We start from the raw sequence: 18,326 nt of genomic DNA on the forward strand, positions 1-18,326 counted from the left end.
AATAAGAGCAAGGGGGATCTCACTCCTTGCTCTTATTTTTGAACTTGAAATCTGTTTTATTTATAGAATTGAATGGATGTAACGTGACTACGATTTTTTCAAATTCAAATGTATCAGACGTTTCTTGGATGCTTCGCCAATCTGCGTGGTGGCGCCTATATAGATAATCTTCTAATTGAAAAATATCAGCCCCTAATTCCCTCCCTTTGTTAATCGAGTGAGAGATTTCAGCTTTTATGGCTGTTTCTACTTTCCGTTTAACTTCATCCATTGAAAGCTCAGTTGAGTTCTCACGAAGAACAGCTGGTATAGTAACTGCTAATTCAAAGCCTGTCCCATCAGCTGATGACGTCTGCTTTATTTTATACTTTGGATTATTCAACTCAACGGTTAAGAACATATCTTCTTCTTTTAAGTCAAAAAGAGAGCGTTCTGATTCATTGTTCGTTAAAATATAACCTTCAAGATCAGTAATAGAAAGATACCCTAAATGCTTCTTGTCTTTTACAATATGAGCACCTTCAAAATAGGGCACTGGAATCCCTGTAAGGTCTTCTTTAATTGCACTTTTATCAATATTTATGGAAGGAGTCATTATCGTTTTTGTTGGTTCTTCGTATTCGAGCATAAATTCTTGCAGTGAGAGTGGTGGAACACTTGAGAGCTGTCCCTGCATATCTTTTGGCTGTGATAACCTCGAATAGAGAAAAGGGTAATTAAAGATGACTTTGCTCGCCAAAATTTCTTCCATAGACTGCGTTGTGCTGTAGATCCAGGCAGAATAAGGGATAAGAAAGTTTTCGGTTAATAAGTCGATCGTTTCACTTGTTTTCCGCTCAAGTACGGATTCGCTTAAGACAATGTTATATAGATGCTCATAATTTACCGGGAGCTGAATGGTTCGATATATTTCTCTAATGGCATCATCAAGGCTCCTCCCCCGGCCGACAGCTATCCATAATGGGACTTCTCCGCCCTTTCCTTGTTCAGATTTAGCCACGTTACTAAAATCTAAGAATTGCAGGGTAAGTTCATACTGTTCATCTTTAAAATCCACGCCCATTGAAATGGCATAGGAGACAGACTGTATTTCTTTGCTTTCTAGACAGCCGCATAAGATCATACATAAACATAGAGTAAATACAATTTTTCTCATGACTGCCCCCGAGTTTTATCATTAGCATCTAATTCAGGTGCTCGTTTGGTTAGTAAAGGTTTAGGCAGCCTGATAAATATACTAACTAAATCTTTGAACGACTCCACTTTACTAAATGAAACATAAGAAGTTCCGAAAGATCGAAGAGAAGCGACATGAATAGTAAGAGACAGAAACCCTACAAAGAATCCAAATAACCCTAACCCGGAGCTTAAAAAGAGGATATAAATCCGAGCAATAAATAGATTTCCTGTAAGTGATTGATTGACTAATGTGAAACTAGAAATGGCTGTTACCCCGACGACCACCAACATGGTGGGTGAAGTAATGCCGCCCCTTATCGCGGCATCTCCAATAATTAACCCGCCTAAGACGGCTACTGTTTGGCCGACCCCTTTTGGAAGCCTTGCACCAGCCTCTTTAAATAACTCGAACATAATTAACATAATAAGCATTTCTAGAAAATTTGAAAATGGCAAGCCGCTCCTTGATACAGATATCGTGGCGATTAAGGGAAAAGGAAGCTGCCCTAAATTATGTGAAGTTAGTGCCGTATAAAATCCCGGAAGAAAAATACTTGTTAACAACCCAATGGTGCGAATGACTCTCTCAACAGAGGCAAAATAAAAACTAGTATTGTTATCTTCGGCTGTTTTTAATAGAAAGGATAAATTCGCAGGGGCAATAAGTGCCGTTGGCGAGCCGTCTACTATTAGAGCAACTCGACCTTGGTTTATGGCTTTTGTAACGAAATCTGGACGGCCTGTATAATTTATTAAAGGGAATAACGAAAATTTTTGGTCAGATATGTAATCCTCTAACTCTTCGCTGCTTGTAAGGATGTCGGTGTTGATTTTAGTCAATCTAGTCTTTACAGTTTTTAAGATGTTTTCGTCAATAATGTCTGCGATATAGAGTAATGAAACGTTTGTATTTGATCGTTTCCCTATAGTGAAGTCTTCTACTACAAAACTAGGGGATTTCAAACGCTTTCGAACTAACCCCACATTTACTGATGCTTGTTCAATAAACCCATCTTTAGGACCTCTTGTCGATACCTCTGAGACAGATTCATCAGGAAAGCGTGCAGGGATTTTGGCAATATTTAAAAAGAAAACAGAATCTGAGGACTCCTCTTTAGAAGCGATATAGAGGTAACCTTCATAAAGATATTTATATAATAAATCAAACGAAAAAGAATGTTTCTTTATCCTTGTCAGTTGAACTAAGGTCGATAATTCTTCTAATTTAAACTCGTTTTCCTTTAAATATAAAAGGTTGGAATGCAGGGCCGTATGATCTATTAACGGTTCACAAAACATCAACAAAACATTCTCGTTAGGATAGTCTTTAATCACGATGTCTGAGGAGTTGTGAAACTGTTCAGATAACCAATCTTTATCTGTATATCGTGTCATAGCGAAACATTCCTTTCTTTTGTTTTTCGATCCATTCTATAAAGGATTATGAGTAAGAAGAGAGTGTGGATAACTAAAACGAATAAAGCAATTGGAAAGTAATAAGTAAAAATCCAGTCGTAAAAAAGGTAAGGGTCAATTGGAAGAATAGAAATAAGATACGTTAATATGAAAAAGACGTATACATTTTTACTTGTTTTACACTTATCATTTTTGAAAATATTTAACAGTACAAAGAGGAAAAGGCTTATCCGCACAATGCCGCCTGAGAGCCATTGAAAGGTCGCGAAAAAATCAACGTTTGAAAAATATTTCCCAATGGTTAGGATCCTCCATTGTTCATATGCCGGGTACCTGAATAATGAAGAGTACTCGGGACCAAATTCGACAATGGTGCCGACAGTTGGACCTAACATTAATCCGATGATTAACAGCCCGATAACGAGGATGCTTTTATACGAAAAGTTCTTATTGAAATGAGAATGAATAAAAAACAAAATAAAAAACTCCATGATTGGTAAAGAAGTATACGTCAATCCTTGAAATGTTGGAATAAGCCCATTTTCAAATAGCGGCAGCAGTAACTCGTAATGCTTTTTCGGAATATTAGCCGTCGCAACGAAAAAACCTAAAAAGACAACGAGGGGTAAAATTAATAAGCTCACATTTCCGATCGTGTTAAATCCTGAACGGACACAGAAAAAACAAAATAACAGCAGTAATCCGTTAATAATCCATATAGACAGATTAGGTGCATAGGTTAATTGACTCCAATAGGCAATATCTTTAATAGTAATGATTACACCAAAGAAAAGGTAAGTTGCAAAAGGGAGAGTTATCACGTAATACCAACTAGGAGACTTTGACTGTTTCTTTAGAAAAACAGGGATATCTTTTTTGTAGAGAAGGCGTAGAATCTTATAGATAACAAATGCCCACACAAGCCACAGAAAGATCGTCAGAAGAATGCTGATCCAGGAATCACGATGAGATACGGATAATAAAGCCGGAATAACTTGTACATGAGCAAATAAACCAACAGATAAGAAGACAATGAAGGCTAATGTGACGATTCCAAACGGCATTTTCTAATCCCCCTTCGCCTGTATTATCTATCCAATAGGTAAATTTATACTTTAAATATAAGAAAGCCTGAGACTTAACAAAGTCTCAGGCTTGTAGTGCTTTCCAATCTCGTCTTAACATCGAATAAATCACATGATCGACATAATGATCATAAAGCCACTCGGTTTCTCTGACAATGCCTTCTTGCGTGAAACCAAGCCGCTCAGCTACAGCACGGCTTTTTTCATTTTGAACAGCTGCTCGTATTTCAACCCGGTTTAAGCCGAGGTCATGTAAAGCATGATTGGTTAACGCTATGACTGCATCAGACACGATACCGTTTCCTTGAAATTCCTGCCCTATCCAATAGCCTATGGAGACACTTTTATTGTTCCAATCGATCGTATTAAAACTAGCAATGCCTGCAATTTGGTTTTTATAGACAATGTAGGTGGTTAGGCTTTTTTGTTCTGCATAATTTTTTAAGTTAGCAAGTACAAACGATTTAGTATCTTCTGCTGTTTTCGAGTAATCAACCCAAGGAAGCCATTCTTTTAAATAAGCACGGTTGCGGTCTACCAGTTGAAACGTTTCTTCAACGTCTTGTACAGCGACTAATTTTAAAGCGAGATCTTCACGAATATGGTGATAAAACATAGCACAGGCCTCCATTTGGGTAAAATTTCTATTACCATATCATGGGTATAGACTCTGATCAATCAATTTTTAAAAAGGTAGTTCTAGCTTTACGTACAAAAAAACTAGTAATATAATAAAAAATATACATATTGTAAGAAAATTAATATTTTTCTTTCTTATTTGACTGGAAATATATCATTTGATTAACAAGGAGGAATTTTAAATGAATGTACAACATGATCCGCAAATGTATCCATATCCTTCCCAGAGGAATGTCGTCTATGGTCGGAAGGGAATGGTTGCTACTTCACAGCCGCTTGCCGCTCAAGCGGGTTTAGACATTTTGAAACAGGGCGGAAATGCAATTGATGCAGCTATTGCTACTGCAGCCTGTCTGACAGTTGTAGAGCCGACATCTAATGGAATTGGCTCAGATTGCTTTGCGCTAGTGTGGGTAGATGGCAAGCTTCACGGATTAAATGGCAGCGGTCAAGCTCCGAACGCTTTATCTATTGATTCCGTAAAGGCTGCAGGACATGAAAAGGAGCTCCCTACATTCGGGATGACACCAGTCACGGTTCCTGGAACTCCGCGTGCGTGGGCTGAGCTGTCTAGGAAATTTGGTAAGCTTCCTTTAACAGAGGTACTTAAACCAGCGATTGATTATGCTGAAGGCGGCTTTCCGGTTTCGCCAACTCTTGCGAAATATTGGAATGGGGCATTTACTACCTTTTCTAAGCTGTTTAAAGGAGAAGAATTTAAGGCGTGGTTTGAGACGTTTACTCCAGAAGGGCGTGCTCCGCGTGCAGGAGAAATGTGGAAATCTCCTGGTCATGCTGCTACGTTAAAAAAGATTGCCCAAACAGATGCAGAAGATTTTTACACAGGAGAAATTGCCGATCAGATTGATGCTTATTTTAAAGAATATAATGGATATTTACGCAAGGAGGACTTAGAAGCGTACCAGCCTGAGTGGGTAGAACCGATCTCTGTTTCTTACCGTGGATATGATGTGTGGGAAATCCCGCCTAATGGCCAAGGTCTGATTGCATTAGAAGCGCTGAAGATTCTAGAAGGCTATGAATTTACCGAGAAAGATTCAGTTGATACCCTTCATAAACAAATTGAAGCGATGAAACTTGCATTTATTGATGGAATGAAATACATTACCGATCCAAAAGACATGAAGGTGACACCGGATGCCCTGCTTTCAGAAAGCTATGCCAAAGAGCGCAGAATGCTGATTGGTGAGGAAGCGCTCACACCGGAGCCAGGAACGCCGCCAAGAGGAGGAACTGTTTACCTTGCTGCAGCTGATGGTGAGGGGAATATGGTTTCCTTTATTCAAAGCAACTATATGGGATTCGGTTCTGGTATTGTCGTTCCGGGAACGGGCATTGCGATGCAAAACCGTGGTCATAATTTCTCTTTAGATGAAACCCATGACAACTGTTTGAAGCCTGGCAAGAAAACCTATCATACTATTATTCCGGGCTTTTTAACCAAAGGCGATGAGGCAGTAGGACCATTTGGTGTAATGGGAGGCTTTATGCAGCCGCAAGGACATGTTCAAGTGGTGATGAATACAGTTGATTTTCATCTAAATCCGCAAGCTGCTCTAGATTCACCACGCTGGATGTGGTCAGAAGGGAAAACAGTACATGTAGAAGGAAGCTTGCCTTCTCATTTAGCACAAGCCTTAAAAAGAAAAGGTCATGACATTCAAGTCGCTCTTGAAGGAGGTCCATTTGGAAGAGGACAGATTATCTGGAGAGACCCCAAGACGGGCGTACTAGCAGGAGGCACAGAACATCGTACAGACGGTGAAGTAGCAGCTTGGTAATGCGAATAAAAAACGGGTTCAATCCTATTTGGTTTGAACCTGTTTTGTTTTTTATTTAGAAACTGTCTCACCATAATGTTCCTTCTCAGAAATAATGTTTTACGTAAAATTACGCAAAACGGGCAGAGTACCTAAAAAATACGGCTTAAAAACAGTGTTCTAATTATTATAGTTTTAATCCGCTTCGGCTTTTAAATCGTCTCAGGAGAATATGGCTTTCTACGCGGCTAATCCCTTCAAGTGCATACAGCTCTTCATTGATAAAGTTCTCTAATTGATCGAAGTCTTCGACTAGGACATGCATATGCAGAGTGCTTGGTCCGGTCATTTGATAGCAGCTAGCCACCTTAGGGTTTTCAGCTAAGGTCTCAGCCACTTGGACAAGAGAGGTTGGCTCACAATCCACTTCAAAAAACGCAGAGACGGATTTACCGACTTTATCAGAGTTGATAACGACACTGAACTTCTCAATGACTCCTTCTTCTTGGAGCTGATGAATTCGCTCCCTGATCGCCACACGTGAGAGCCCTAATTCCTTAGCTATATCAACATAAGACATCCTGCCGTTATCAGTAAGCAAAGCTAGAATCTTTCGGTCTGTTGCATCTATTTTCATCTCATTCACCACTTATTCATTAGGCTAAGTTTATTATATATAACCAAAAATCATCTGTCACTTTTGGTTTGAGCAAACATAATGTCTTTGTTTGAAGAGTAGTCTATAATAAAAAGGAATCAAATATATCAAAAAATGTTCATTTTGTAAGTTTAATAAGGTATTATGTAATCATTAATATACTATATAAATGTTAGCAGGAACGTTTTGCAGGGAGTGGGAGAATGGATATTACATTGCAAAGAAACTTATTTATTGCCTTTTTTCGTTCGGGCATCCTTGGATACGGAGGAGGTCCTTCGACCATTCCGCTTGTCCATAAGGAAGTGGTCGAGCGCTTTGGCTGGATGAATGATCAAGAGTTTGCGGATGTATTAGCGCTTGGAAATGCCCTGCCGGGTCCAATTGCGACAAAAATGGCGGGCTATATCGGCTACAAAGTAGGGGGATGGGTTGGTTTAATCAATAGCCTCATCGCGACAGTTCTGCCTACTGTTCTTTTAATGGTCGGGCTGATCGGTCTTTTATCGTCATTTCGAGAGTCGCGTGTGGTGGCTGGAATGACAGCTGCAGTGGCCCCGGTTGTCGGCGTGATGCTGTTCGTTTTAACGATGCAATTTCTAAAGCAGTCTAAAAAAGGTATTGGTCTTGCTGTAACAATCGTCCTAAGTATCATGAGTTTAGCTGCTTATCAACTTTTAGGCATTCATCCTGCCATTGTGATTGGGATATTAATTGTGTACGGATTAGCTGTACGTCCGAGACGTGAAAAAGAGGGGGCGGCATCATGATTTATTGGGAGTTGTTTTTAGCCTTCTTCATTCCTGGTATTGTCGGCTATGGGGGAGGACCAGCGTCTATTCCTCTAATTCAGACAGAGGTTGTCAACCGCTATGGGTGGGTGACAGTAGAAGAATTTGGAGAGCTGCTTGCTATTGGAAATGCGCTGCCGGGACCGATTGCCACAAAAATGGCAGGTTATATCGGCTATGAAGTAGGTGGTGTACTCGGTGCATCTGTTGCTTTATTTGCAACGATCGCTCCCTCTTTAATTATTATGATTTTCCTCTTGGGCATTTTGTATAAGTTCAAAGATTCGCCGCGTGTGAAAAGAATGACAGGGCTTATTAAACCTACCATTGCTATTTTACTTGGCGTTCTTGCCTTTGAGTTCTTTGATACATCTGTATTCAGCTCAGGATGGGCTCAAACGATCTTTCTAATTGTTATTAGCTACCTGTTGCTTGAAAAATGGAAAGTACACCCTGCATTAGTCATAGCTGGCGCCTTGCTGTACGGCGGTTTGTTCCTAGGACACGGCGGTGTGTAGGGTTAATCCTGCTCTAGGCACCGCAGGAGTCTCCGCATAGTTCATCCGATTGGGTTATTGCATTTTGTAATGATTATGTGGAGCGATTTAGTTAGGCTCAGTTCAAAATCTGAACCGTCCTCCGTTTACTAAATCACTGAGCAACGAACAAGTTCGATAAGGGTGCATTATATAACATCCTTCCTCTGTTGATTGGAGCGGAAGGCGCCGACTCCAGCGGGATGCGCGTGACCAGGGAGACCCCACCGGAGTGTATGTAACGACGAGGAGGCTCCCGGGCCGCCCGCGGAAAGCGTGCGCCTGCAGCTGAAAGCAACAACTACAGCAGGGTAGGCTTTTTCATATTGTACGGGGCTAATAGGTATCCGGCTAGAGAAAACCGACGAGGAGGTAACTGGTGCCGCCTGCAGAAAGCGTGTACCTGGAGTGTAAATCAACAGTCGCTGTAAGCAGGAGCGACTTCTTTAGGTAGTCATCGTCTATTTTTTATTTTTTAAATGTTCAAAATCTTATAGCGGTATAGAAAAAGGTTTGTTAAAGTAAGGTTAGTACGGAATGCGAAATAATTAAGGAGGAACATACATATGAAATACCCTCAAGTGTGGGACCTAGAGACCTTCTTTAAAGGAGGCAGTGATTCTGAGGAATTTAAGACATTTGTACAAAAGGCAAATGAAATGAGCAAGGAGCTAAACGAAAGATTACAGCAATCCTTATCTCTTAATGAGCTAGAATCTTTCATTCATGACCTTCAAACCTTAATGCAGCATGCTAGAGAAGCTGGAGCATTTGTCAGCTGTCTTACTGCGCAGGATGTGAAAGATGAAAAGGCATCCCTTTGGCAAGGGAGCGTACAAGAGCTGTTTACTTCTGTACAAAATGTCACGGTAGGCTTAGAAGAAAAGTTAACAGATCTGACAGCAGATGAGTGGACGGCTCTGATAAATACAGAATCTTTAAGGGAAATTGCCTTTAATCTAGAAGAAAAAAAGAAAGCAGCCGATGAAAAATTAAACCCTGCAGAGGAGAAGCTTGCTGCAGCTCTTGCTGTTGACGGGTACCATGCGTGGGGAACGGTATATAATCAAGCAGTGGGACGCATGCAGATTCCATTTGAAGAGAACGGCGAAACCAAATTATTATCAGCAGGCCAGCTCCAAAACCGACTCAATAGCGCAGATCGCAAAACAAGAGAGCAGGCATTTGAGGTTTCTGAAGAGGCATGGCAGAAAGAAGCCCCTTTATTCACATCCACTCTTAATCATCTAGCGGGTTTTCGCTTGAAATTGTACGAAGCAAGAGGCTGGGATCACGTATTAAAAGAACCGCTAGATATTAATCGAATGAGTGAGAAGACGCTTAACGCGATGTGGGAAGCGATTAATGATAATAAACCGCGCTTTTATGAATTTATGAATCGTAAAGCAAAATTGCTTGGAGTCGAAAAGCTTGCGATGCATGATGTTCACGCACCGCTTCCGACCGAGGGGGATGCTTCGATTTCTTACGATGATGCTTGTGATTTAATTATTAAGCATTTTAATAAATTTAGTCCAAAGCTTGCGAGTTTCACTGAAGGAGCCCTGCGTGATGGCTGGGTAGAGGCAGAAGACCGAGCTGGTAAACGTCCTGGCGGCTTTTGCACTTCGTTTGCTGTATCGAAACAGTCTCGTATTTTTATGACCTATGACGGTTCTATGGCGAATGTGGCGACATTGGCTCATGAGTTAGGTCATGCCTATCACAGTCATTGTTTAAAAACGAAGCAGCCGCTTGCACAGCGTTATGCAATGAATGTAGCAGAAACGGCTTCTACATTTGCAGAAACAATCGTAGCCGATGCTCTAGTAAATGAAGCGAAGGATGCGGATGTAAGACTTTCATTACTTGAAAATAAAGTAAACCGTGCGCTTGCTTTCTTTATGAATATTCATGCCCGCTTCCTATTTGAAACGCGATTCTATGAGGCTCGTAAAGAGAAACTTGTATCTACTGGTGAACTAAATACTTTAATGGAAGAGGCTCAGCGTGAAGCATATGGAAATCAGCTTGAAAATTACTCACCGACCTTCTGGGCATCTAAACTCCATTTCCATATTACAGGAGTCCCTTTTTATAACTTCCCATACACGTTTGGGTACTTGTTCAGTATGGGAATCTACAAACGTGCACTAGAAGCGGGAAGATCATTTGAAGATGATTATATTTCCTTGCTTGAAGATACAGCGAGTATGAGTGTAGAAGAGCTTGCTATGAAGCATCTACAAGCAGACCTCACTACAAAAGAATTCTGGCAGGAAGCAATTGACGTCGTTTTAGCTGATGTAGATGAGTTTATGAGATTAACAGATAAATAATAGACAGAACCAAGGAGATGATTCCTTGGTTCTTTTAATTTCTCTCAAAACAGGACTTTATTACTGGTAAAATAGGTAACAAAAATAACTATTTATTGAGAGGTTATGGTACTATATATTTGCAATCGATTAAATTTAACAAATATTGCGAAACAATGGGGGATGAGAGAAGCCGATGAAAAGGGGATCAGTAGCTCAAAAAATGATAGCAGGGTTTGTGGTGGTTGCTATCATATTTAGTATTGCTAGTTTTTTTTCATACATAAATGTTAAAAATGTTGATCAATCATATCAGGAGTTAACTGGTTTTGTACGAGACCTTGAAGTAACGACCCTTCGTATGGAAAGTAATTTAAATCGTACGAGCAGTAATTTACGAGGATATCTATTAACAGGTGAACGTGAGATGCTTGAGCGGTTTTATGATTATAACCGACAAGTGAATCTCTACATAGAAGAGTTGCAGCAACTGGTTCCTGATGGTGAGACTGCTGGGCGGATGGAGCTTCTTGAGGAATTAAATGCAAGCTATTTACAACTGTCTAATACTGCAATTAATCAATTTCAGCTTAATCCTGAAGGAGCAATTGCAATCGTCAATAATGAAGTCCAGCCGATCGCGAGAGATATGATTAACGAAGCGGACCAATTTACTGCACAAATTCAAGATTACCGAGCAGAACGGGCATCAGCTATTGCTAGTGAGGTAAGAAATGCGATTGTGTTAACAGTTGTAATTAGTATTGTGGCCTTCTTAGTCGCAATTGGGATTGGGATTGCCTTATCAATGCTGTTGACAAAGCCATTAAAAGAAATGAAATCCGCTGCTGAGAGAATGGCAAATGGAGATTTGACTGTTAATACAGCAAGAGTGAGAGGGAATGATGAGATCGCAGCGCTATCTGCTTCCTTTGCTGTGATGCAAGAACAGCTGCGTACACTTGTGGGCCAGCTTTTATACAATTCTGATCAAGTGGCAGCAGCATCAGAGGAACTCTCAGCAAGTGCTGAACAGACTTCAAGAGCAACCGAACATACAGCGTCGGCTATCGAGAGGATTGCAAAAGGCAGTGACGATCAATTAGCTACAGCGGCAAAAAGTAATACTTTATTAGGTGAAGTTTCATCTAGTGTAGAAGAAATGGCTGTAAGTACTGCTGCAGTTGAGGAACAGTCCGAAAAATCTCGTCAGTATGCTGCAGATGGGGGCAAGCTTGTCCGTGAGACCGTCGATAAAATGAAAGCAATCGATCAATCTGTCAAAGATTCAGATAAGGCGATTCAAGGAATGTCTACTAAGGCAGAGGAGATTGGAGGCATTTTGGATGTGATCCGCGGGATTGCAGATCAGACGAATTTGCTTGCATTAAATGCAGCAATTGAAGCAGCGAGAGCAGGTGAGCATGGGAGAGGCTTTGCGGTTGTAGCAGATGAAGTGAGGAAGCTTGCTGAACAATCTTCAGACAGTACGTTAAAAATTAATGATCTTATTTCTGAAATGCAAAATGAAACAAAACATTCTGTTACCATGATGGGGCTTGTAAAAGAAGAGGTACAGGAAGGACTTGTTACGGCAAATGATACCGATCGTAAATTTACAGCGATTAGCGAGGCCATTGAATTAATGAACGAGCAGATCGAACAAATCAATGATACTGCTCAAACAATGGCTGAGAGATCAGAGGTTGTCTCGTATTCTGTAAATGAGATGACGGATATTGCCAAAGAATCATCAGAGCACAGTTCGACAGTAAGTGCTTCGGCTCAAGAAACATTGGCATCGATGGAAGAAGTAACGTCTTCTGCTCATGCGCTGACAACAATGGCCGAAGAGCTGCAGCAGCTTGTGAAAACATTTAAAATTGATCGTTAATACGTAAGAAGAAGCTGTCCAGCTTAGGAGCAGCTTCTTTCGTTTGATCCATGGGAAGAGGCGCATATCCTCAGTCAATGAATACAATTCCAATTCACACGGACGCAAAAATTGGTTGAAGCGACGCAATACGAAGAGATAGGCGTAATTTAGCCCGTAAACGACGCAATGCCTCGAAACATGCACGCATTAAGCTCCTCAACGGACGCATAAACAAGGTGAAAACTTACAATTTGTCACGTGCCAATCTGATTCTACACATGCTAGCTAGCGCGGGCACTTCCTTTTCAGATGGGGTAGTGAATGTTAGCCCTCTTGCTTCAAATAACGTTTATCTTTCATAAATAATCTCCAGAAGAAAATGAAGATCGGCACAAGCACCGCCATCCCCACCCCGTATCCAATCAGAAGCAGACCAAACATCGTGTCGTTTGTAAACGCATCATAAATTGTGACATCAGGATAGAGGAAATAAGGCATGTGGGCGGACCCGTAAGCAAAGCTAGCAAGGCCGAACTGGGCAGCAATTAAAAGGACAGCTGCTCTAGGTTGCCCTACACTTACTTTTTTTGACGGCCACCAAAGCGCACTGTACCCTATGCTGAATGCTAACAAGGATAGCGAGAACAAAAGCCATTCGTTCGCCATATTTTCAAACATCCAGAATGCTTCAGGAATTAACGTGAAAATCGCAGCGACTGCAAACGCCAGAGTAATCGGACCAAGAATAATCGCATTTTTTCTATACACATGGTAGGTCTCTTCAGAATTGGCTTCTCTTGCATAATCACTTAATAATAGTGAAGATAAAAACAGCTCTGTACTTATTCCAAAGCCAAGGTGAGTGTAGAAAGTGGGGCTTGAGAAAAGCTGATTCACTAATACATATTGCCTGTCCCCTACTGTCTCTACGAAGCCGCCGATTGCTGCAGGCAGAATACTAATAAGCAAGGCTGGAATTAATAAGCCGGTCACCCCTGATATGATGACAAGCATATTCGTATACTTCTGTACGGAATATGAATACACCATAAAGGCACTTCGGATCGTTAACAGAATTAACACCAGGCAAAAAGGAACGATCATAATTGTACCTAGTGAAGAGGCAGCTCCTGGAAAGAAACCGACAAGAGCCACGACAAGGAGTACTAAAAAAACATTCGTTACTTCCCATGAAGGTGAGAGATACCTATTCGCAATACTTGCAGCTTTTGTGTCCGTTCGCTTACGATAAAACATCGCCCAGAAACCTGCGCCAAAATCAATAGAGCCTGCAATGGCGTAGACAAATAAGAACACCCACAAAATGATAATGGCAATATAGACATTTTCCATCTTTTAAACTCCCTTCTATTTAAAGCATGATTTAAGCTGTAGGTGTTGTCGAATGCAGCTCGTGAGTGACAGGATTTCTCTTGAAATAAAAATACATGACAAGACCAGTCAGTACGAGCAAGCTCAAATAAAGAGTCAGGAATAAAAAGAAGAGCATGCCTAAGTTTCCGGAATTTGTCGCGGCTTCGGCTGTTCTTTGCACTCCGAAAATCGTCCAAGGCTGTCTGCCGGTACAGCTGAAAATCCATCCCGTTTCAATGCCGATCATTGAAAGCGGTCCGCATAAAATAAGCGCTCCTAATAACCATTTTGGAAATGCTTTTTGTTTTTTTCTTCCCAAAAACCAAATGACCCAAAAGATACCGGCAAGTCCTAACAGAACGGTCCCAATCCCAACCATGACATTAAATAACGTATGGACGAATAAAGGCGGCCACTCATCCCGAGGAAAGTCGTTTAATCCTTGGACTACCCCGTCGGTTGAACCAGTCGCAAGCCAGCTTAGCATCCCTGGAATTTCAATTCCTCCAATCACTCGTCCTGCTTCAGGATCCGGAGTGCCTAGTATGGCAAGCGGTGCATTGTCCTGTGTTTCAAACAATCCTTCAGCCGCAGCCAGTTTCACAGGTATTTCTTCATGCAGCATGATTGCTGTGTCATGGCCGTTATTAGCCGTGTAAAATGACATAACGAGTGCGACACCAAGCGAGAGCATCAGCCCTTTCTTGTGATAGGTTGTTTCACGAGCAGTTAACCCTCCGCGAAACAGCTTATACGCAGCAACAGAACCTAACATAAAGGCGCCAGTCATATAAGCGCTTCCCAGTACATGCATAGCCGTTACATAAATACTGGGATTGAATACAGCTTCAAGAGGGCGGACATTTGAAACGACTCCATCTACATAATCAAACCCTCTCGGCGTATTCATCCAGGCATGCGCATCAGTAATTAATACAGCAGAAGCCGTCGCCCCTAATGCGACAAAGAATACAGTGATAATCCGCATGGTGGGAGAAAGGCGGTCTGCAGCATACACGTAAATAGAAAGAAAGAGAGCTTCGATAAAGAAGGCGAAGATCTCAATTTGAAACGGCAGGGCAATGACTTGTCCGACAATTTCCATATAGCCCGGCCATAATAAAGACAGCATGACAGCTACGATTGTTCCTGATGGGATAGCGACTCCAAGCAAGATCGCCACACCTTTTGTCCATCTTTTGGCAAGTAACCCATAGTCTTCGTCTTTTTTGATCAGCCGGAGTATTTCAGCCAGCAGTATCATTAATGTAATCCCAACACCTAATGTGGCAAAAATAATATGAAAGGCCATTGAGGATCCGAATAAGCTACGTGCTAATAGTACATTATCCATCTAGTTCGTTCCCTTCTAGCTGATGTAAGTCCATCACAGTAGTATGTAGCGCTGTCATTACTTTGTGTTAGGGTTAATGGAATTATGCACTATATTTTCCAGCATAAAAAAACCACCTCATCCATTCAGAAGCAATACACTGAATAATGGACAGGTGGTTTATATATTTATGAATGTTTTATTTTTTGTGAAGCAATCTTTTTCTCTTCTAGCCGCTTCTCAAGCTTATCGAGAAATTCAGGGTCATTTAGTAATTGTTTTTTATTTTCAAGTACTAATTTATCAAAATTAACCGTTTGACGTCTCATTTAGCACCATTCCTTATACATTTTATTAACAAGGGGTAAAACCTTGCTGTACAGTAATTATAACAAGAAAAAGACGTATATACAGGTTAAATTGTTACAATTTTTTGATAAAGGTGAAAAATGACGGATGATGTCGAACATTTTTATTAACATTTCTATTGATTCATTTGAACGCATAGGATGGTAAAAACGTGGAAAGGGTGTTGGAATGGACAGATCTGCGTTTAGACAAACGATAGAAGTGAATGAGATGTTAGAGGATTTGATGGAGACGGAGAGTTCAGATGTATTGATGATTGATTATCTCTCTGTTATTTCTCCTAGTGAGCAAGCTTCTTTTTTATGGAAGCAAATATTAGAAAGCAGAAGAAGACATTATGATTGGCTTAGGAGCGTGTATTATCAACTAAACGGAAGGTGGCCGGAGGTGGATCAAGAAATTTTTAGACGTCCTTCTTCATATGAGGAAGGACTTACAACCCAATTGACAAGAACAGAAAGAAGAAAACTCCATATGCAGAGTTTAATGAATCAGATGCTATATGCATCCGTATATTTCAGTCAATCCCTTCAAATTATTTATAATCAATTGTTGTATGAAGAATTGTTGCTTAGACATCTTAGACGGTTCTAAAAGGAGCATATCATCTCACCATGATATGCTCTTTTTGTTCATTCTAGAACTGGAAAAAATTAATTTTGAATGTAAGCGCTTACCATAAAAAATAGGTGTTTACAAGAGGTTGTTTAATTGTTAGAATATTTTTAACATTTAAAGAAAGTTCATTGGATTAACCCATTCTTTAGTTGAACGATTGTTCGACAGCTGGGTTTATTCCCAAAATACACAGAGAAACGTATAGGAGGAGAGAGGCATGACAGTATCAGAAAAGAAGAAATTTGAGGATCTACAAAGAAAGATTGAAAGTCTTACTCATGAGTTAAATGAATTAAAGAAAGTTCAACAAGAAGGCTTTGAGCCTCTTGAAACAGATCATTTTCTTACACAAGCTTACAATTAATGTTAAGATGAAGATGTTTAACAGCTGTTAAGCATCTTCTTTTTATTATGTTAATGGAAGGAGTATTGTGATGACCGTCAAGACCGAGAAAATTCATTGTATAACGATACCTACGCCTTTTCTTGTAGGTCCTGTGAATTGTTACCTCATTGAAGGCGCTGTCCTTACTTTAGTAGATACAGGCCCAAAAACAGAGGAAGGATTAAACGTTTTAAAATCTCGAATTAAAGAAATTGGCTACACGATGAATGATATTGAACAAATTGTTCTCACTCATCATCACCCTGATCATGTTGGGCTCACTGCTTCATTTCCTCATGCCAAAGTGATCGGTCATAAATTAAATCAGCTGTGGTTGTCGCGAGACCGGGTGTTTTTTGAGCAGTATGCCAGCTATTTCAAAACCTTTTATATGCAGCACGGCCTAAGTGAAAATCAGTTAAAAGTCATTGAACGTTCGTCATTAGGTTATCTACATTTTGTTGATCGAACCAATGTAGATATTTTCATCAGTGAAGGCGATACGCTCCCTGGATTGCCTCACTGGCAGGTAGTAGAAACGCCAGGTCATGCGCAAAGTCATTTATTTTTTATTAGAGACACTGACCGTATGGCCATAGGAGGAGATGTCTTATTAGCATCTGTTTCTTCAAATGCCTTGCTTGAAGCCCCTTTAGATGGAGAAGAGAGGCCGAAAACATTATTACAATACCGCGATTCTCTTCAAAAGTTAAAAGACCTTGATATTAAAGAACTTTATACAGGGCATGGAGAAAAAATTAAGGAAGTAGCAGCTTTAGTAGACAAACGCTTAGCTTCTCAAGAGGAACGAGCGAAAGTTATTTATGGCCACTTAAAAGAAGGTCCGATGACAGTCAATGAGCTGGGTGCAAAGATGTTTGGCAGAAGTCATGAAAAACAGCCGGAATTAACATTTTCTGAAGTGTTCGGGCACCTTGATTTATTAGTGCAGGATGAGTTAGTGTCTGAGGTCAATGATGGAGATTTTATTTATTTTAAAGCAAAATGAATGGTCGATCATTCATTATATAACTAAGATTTAATTATTCAGACAACATTCGTTTCTATTTCAGCTTAATTATTGGTAAAATAATGAGAAAGAGCATTTTCTTAAGGAGGAAGTTGTAATGGAAACGGAAAAAAAAGGGTGCCAGTCGCTTTGCAAAGGTTTATGGATTGGCGGGGCTGTTGCATTAACGATTGTACTCGCAAAAAAAGAATGGCGTCAAAAACTTAAAGAAGAAGTAACTGATTTAAAAGAAGGCACAACAGAAGCGGTGACATTTATCCGTGATAATCGCCAGCAGATTTTTGATCAAGTGCGTGAAACCGCTACAGAAGTTTCTCAAGTTATCCGTGATATATCAGAAGATGTTAAAAAACTTTCTGAGACTGCAGCTCACCTGAAGGAAAGTTCAGAAGAGATTATTCAAGCAACGAAGGAAGCTGCCGAAGAAGTAAAGCAACTTAAAAATAAAGAATAAAACTGGCGCATAATATCATAAATTGCGGACATCATAATGTTTGAGGACGGCAGTTGATCTGCTGTTCTTACCACCAACCCTAAGGCAAGAAGTTGTTCAGAGGTACAATAGGCAAGTTACGAATTTTGAGTAAGATCCTTACATGAGGTGATTACATTGAAGGAGTATTACTAGTACGTTCAGATTGTTTTTAACATTTGTTCTTAACAATATGTTTTTTACAATATTGAGTGAGGTGTCTCCTAAAAACAAAGATCGTTACGACCCCAGATTGTTCATTGAATAAAGAATATCTGTTTTAGGTTATGGTGAAATGGAGGTGGCCACATTGCGTCGGTCACCTCCATTACTTTCAAAAAGGCAGGTGTCTGATATGAGCCAGAAGAAAAAGCCAAAAGCAAATGCACATCACTCTGGGCATAAACATGCCAACAATCATAAGACAAGCAGTTCTGCTAACAAACAAAATGGATATCACTAAAAC

The 18,326-nt window shown here is 40.3% G+C and carries 18 protein-coding genes; 10 read left to right on the forward strand and 8 right to left on the reverse strand.

What is annotated here, in order from left to right:
* Positions 1-19: 19 nt before the first annotated feature.
* From BPOF4_RS02710 to BPOF4_RS02725, 4 genes are all read right to left on the reverse strand, one after another.
* Complete coding sequence (locus BPOF4_RS02710) at positions 20-1,156, reverse strand: Ger(x)C family spore germination protein (RefSeq protein WP_012957526.1); 1,137 nt, start codon at positions 1,154-1,156, stop codon at positions 20-22.
* The gene (locus tag BPOF4_RS02715) at positions 1,153-2,574 is read right to left on the reverse strand and encodes a spore germination protein (RefSeq protein ID WP_012957527.1); all 1,422 of its coding nucleotides are present in this window, start codon (positions 2,572-2,574) and stop codon (positions 1,153-1,155) included. Before BPOF4_RS02715 ends, BPOF4_RS02710 begins: the two co-directional genes overlap by 4 nt.
* The gene (locus BPOF4_RS02720; protein ID WP_012957528.1) at positions 2,571-3,659 is read right to left on the reverse strand and encodes an endospore germination permease; all 1,089 of its coding nucleotides are present in this window, start codon (positions 3,657-3,659) and stop codon (positions 2,571-2,573) included. Before BPOF4_RS02720 ends, BPOF4_RS02715 begins: the two co-directional genes overlap by 4 nt.
* Before the next feature lie 85 nt (positions 3,660-3,744).
* Entirely contained in the window at positions 3,745-4,296 is a 552-nt protein-coding gene (locus BPOF4_RS02725; RefSeq protein ID WP_012957529.1) for a GNAT family N-acetyltransferase, read from the reverse strand.
* Positions 4,297-4,501: 205 nt separating this feature from the next.
* Here BPOF4_RS02725 and BPOF4_RS02730 point away from each other — a divergent pair, with 205 nt between their 5' ends.
* Complete coding sequence (locus BPOF4_RS02730; protein WP_012957530.1) at positions 4,502-6,121, forward strand: gamma-glutamyltransferase family protein; 1,620 nt, start codon at positions 4,502-4,504, stop codon at positions 6,119-6,121.
* A 166-nt stretch (positions 6,122-6,287) separates the two neighbouring features.
* Here the strand turns inward: BPOF4_RS02730 and BPOF4_RS02735 are convergent, their stop codons facing one another.
* Complete coding sequence (locus BPOF4_RS02735; protein ID WP_012957531.1) at positions 6,288-6,737, reverse strand: Lrp/AsnC family transcriptional regulator; 450 nt, start codon at positions 6,735-6,737, stop codon at positions 6,288-6,290.
* A gap of 224 nt (positions 6,738-6,961) precedes the next feature.
* Here BPOF4_RS02735 and BPOF4_RS02740 point away from each other — a divergent pair, with 224 nt between their 5' ends.
* The 4 genes from BPOF4_RS02740 (at position 6,962) to BPOF4_RS02755 (ending at position 12,297) form a co-directional block, all read left to right on the forward strand.
* Positions 6,962-7,528, forward strand: a complete 567-nt coding sequence (locus BPOF4_RS02740; RefSeq protein ID WP_012957532.1) for a chromate transporter — start codon at positions 6,962-6,964, stop codon at positions 7,526-7,528.
* Entirely contained in the window at positions 7,525-8,067 is a 543-nt protein-coding gene (locus tag BPOF4_RS02745; protein WP_012957533.1) for a chromate transporter, read from the forward strand. The genes BPOF4_RS02740 and BPOF4_RS02745 overlap by 4 nt, the downstream gene beginning before the upstream one ends.
* 584 nt (positions 8,068-8,651) lie before the next feature.
* Positions 8,652-10,424, forward strand: coding sequence for a M3 family oligoendopeptidase (locus tag BPOF4_RS02750; RefSeq protein ID WP_012957534.1), 1,773 nt, complete (start codon positions 8,652-8,654; stop codon positions 10,422-10,424).
* A gap of 175 nt (positions 10,425-10,599) precedes the next feature.
* Positions 10,600-12,297 carry a methyl-accepting chemotaxis protein gene (locus tag BPOF4_RS02755; protein ID WP_012957535.1) on the forward strand — a complete coding sequence of 566 codons (1,698 nt, stop codon included), beginning with the start codon at positions 10,600-10,602 and terminating at the stop codon, positions 12,295-12,297.
* A gap of 306 nt (positions 12,298-12,603) precedes the next feature.
* On the opposite strand, the gene BPOF4_RS02760 is transcribed toward BPOF4_RS02755, so the two are convergent.
* The 3 genes from BPOF4_RS02760 to BPOF4_RS21490 form a co-directional block, all read right to left on the reverse strand.
* Positions 12,604-13,632, reverse strand: coding sequence for a cytochrome d ubiquinol oxidase subunit II (locus tag BPOF4_RS02760; RefSeq protein ID WP_012957536.1), 1,029 nt, complete (start codon positions 13,630-13,632; stop codon positions 12,604-12,606).
* Positions 13,633-13,663: 31 nt separating this feature from the next.
* Positions 13,664-15,007, reverse strand: a complete 1,344-nt coding sequence (locus BPOF4_RS02765; protein WP_012957537.1) for a cytochrome ubiquinol oxidase subunit I — start codon at positions 15,005-15,007, stop codon at positions 13,664-13,666.
* A 167-nt stretch (positions 15,008-15,174) separates the two neighbouring features.
* Positions 15,175-15,315: an FbpB family small basic protein gene (locus BPOF4_RS21490; protein WP_012957538.1), complete on the reverse strand. Its 141-nt coding sequence runs from the start codon at positions 15,313-15,315 to the stop codon at positions 15,175-15,177.
* A 208-nt stretch (positions 15,316-15,523) separates the two neighbouring features.
* Between BPOF4_RS21490 and BPOF4_RS02770 the strand changes: the two genes are divergently transcribed.
* The 5 genes from BPOF4_RS02770 (at position 15,524) to BPOF4_RS22110 (ending at position 18,323) form a co-directional block, all read left to right on the forward strand.
* Positions 15,524-15,949, forward strand: a complete 426-nt coding sequence (locus BPOF4_RS02770) for a hypothetical protein (RefSeq protein WP_012957539.1) — start codon at positions 15,524-15,526, stop codon at positions 15,947-15,949.
* Positions 15,950-16,190: 241 nt separating this feature from the next.
* Complete coding sequence (locus BPOF4_RS22405; protein ID WP_012957540.1) at positions 16,191-16,337, forward strand: hypothetical protein; 147 nt, start codon at positions 16,191-16,193, stop codon at positions 16,335-16,337.
* A 70-nt stretch (positions 16,338-16,407) separates the two neighbouring features.
* Positions 16,408-17,367, forward strand: a complete 960-nt coding sequence (locus BPOF4_RS02775; RefSeq protein WP_012957541.1) for an MBL fold metallo-hydrolase — start codon at positions 16,408-16,410, stop codon at positions 17,365-17,367.
* A gap of 118 nt (positions 17,368-17,485) precedes the next feature.
* On the forward strand, positions 17,486-17,842 hold the full coding sequence (locus tag BPOF4_RS02780) for a hypothetical protein (protein WP_012957542.1): 357 nt from the start codon (positions 17,486-17,488) through the stop codon (positions 17,840-17,842).
* A 328-nt stretch (positions 17,843-18,170) separates the two neighbouring features.
* Positions 18,171-18,323, forward strand: a complete 153-nt coding sequence (locus tag BPOF4_RS22110; RefSeq protein WP_158305547.1) for a hypothetical protein — start codon at positions 18,171-18,173, stop codon at positions 18,321-18,323.
* The last annotated feature ends 3 nt before the right edge of the window (positions 18,324-18,326 follow it).

It is taken from the genome of Alkalihalophilus pseudofirmus OF4 (genome assembly GCF_000005825.2).
GTDB lineage: Bacteria > Bacillota > Bacilli > Bacillales > Bacillaceae_D > Alkalihalophilus > Alkalihalophilus pseudofirmus.

Excerpts from the sequence above, each read along its gene's own strand:
- BPOF4_RS21490 (WP_012957538.1), bottom strand. The coding sequence starts at position 15,315 with ATGAGACGTCAAACGGTTAATTTTGATAAATTAGTACTTGAAAATAAA.
- BPOF4_RS02725 (WP_012957529.1), bottom strand. The coding sequence starts at position 4,296 with ATGTTTTATCACCATATTCGTGAAGATCTCGCTTTAAAATTAGTCGCT.
- BPOF4_RS02750 (WP_012957534.1), top strand. The coding sequence starts at position 8,652 with ATGAAATACCCTCAAGTGTGGGACCTAGAGACCTTCTTTAAAGGAGGC.
- BPOF4_RS02730 (WP_012957530.1), top strand. The coding sequence starts at position 4,502 with ATGAATGTACAACATGATCCGCAAATGTATCCATATCCTTCCCAGAGG.
- BPOF4_RS02745 (WP_012957533.1), top strand. The coding sequence starts at position 7,525 with ATGATTTATTGGGAGTTGTTTTTAGCCTTCTTCATTCCTGGTATTGTC.
- BPOF4_RS02740 (WP_012957532.1), top strand. The coding sequence starts at position 6,962 with ATGGATATTACATTGCAAAGAAACTTATTTATTGCCTTTTTTCGTTCG.
- BPOF4_RS02775 (WP_012957541.1), top strand. The coding sequence starts at position 16,408 with ATGACCGTCAAGACCGAGAAAATTCATTGTATAACGATACCTACGCCT.
- BPOF4_RS02780 (WP_012957542.1), top strand. The coding sequence starts at position 17,486 with ATGGAAACGGAAAAAAAAGGGTGCCAGTCGCTTTGCAAAGGTTTATGG.
- BPOF4_RS02715 (WP_012957527.1), bottom strand. The coding sequence starts at position 2,574 with ATGACACGATATACAGATAAAGATTGGTTATCTGAACAGTTTCACAAC.
- BPOF4_RS22405 (WP_012957540.1), top strand. The coding sequence starts at position 16,191 with ATGACAGTATCAGAAAAGAAGAAATTTGAGGATCTACAAAGAAAGATT.
- BPOF4_RS02735 (WP_012957531.1), bottom strand. The coding sequence starts at position 6,737 with ATGAAAATAGATGCAACAGACCGAAAGATTCTAGCTTTGCTTACTGAT.
- BPOF4_RS02710 (WP_012957526.1), bottom strand. The coding sequence starts at position 1,156 with ATGAGAAAAATTGTATTTACTCTATGTTTATGTATGATCTTATGCGGC.
- BPOF4_RS02755 (WP_012957535.1), top strand. The coding sequence starts at position 10,600 with ATGAAAAGGGGATCAGTAGCTCAAAAAATGATAGCAGGGTTTGTGGTG.
- BPOF4_RS02760 (WP_012957536.1), bottom strand. The coding sequence starts at position 13,632 with ATGGAAAATGTCTATATTGCCATTATCATTTTGTGGGTGTTCTTATTT.
- BPOF4_RS02765 (WP_012957537.1), bottom strand. The coding sequence starts at position 15,007 with ATGGATAATGTACTATTAGCACGTAGCTTATTCGGATCCTCAATGGCC.
- BPOF4_RS02770 (WP_012957539.1), top strand. The coding sequence starts at position 15,524 with ATGGACAGATCTGCGTTTAGACAAACGATAGAAGTGAATGAGATGTTA.
- BPOF4_RS02720 (WP_012957528.1), bottom strand. The coding sequence starts at position 3,659 with ATGCCGTTTGGAATCGTCACATTAGCCTTCATTGTCTTCTTATCTGTT.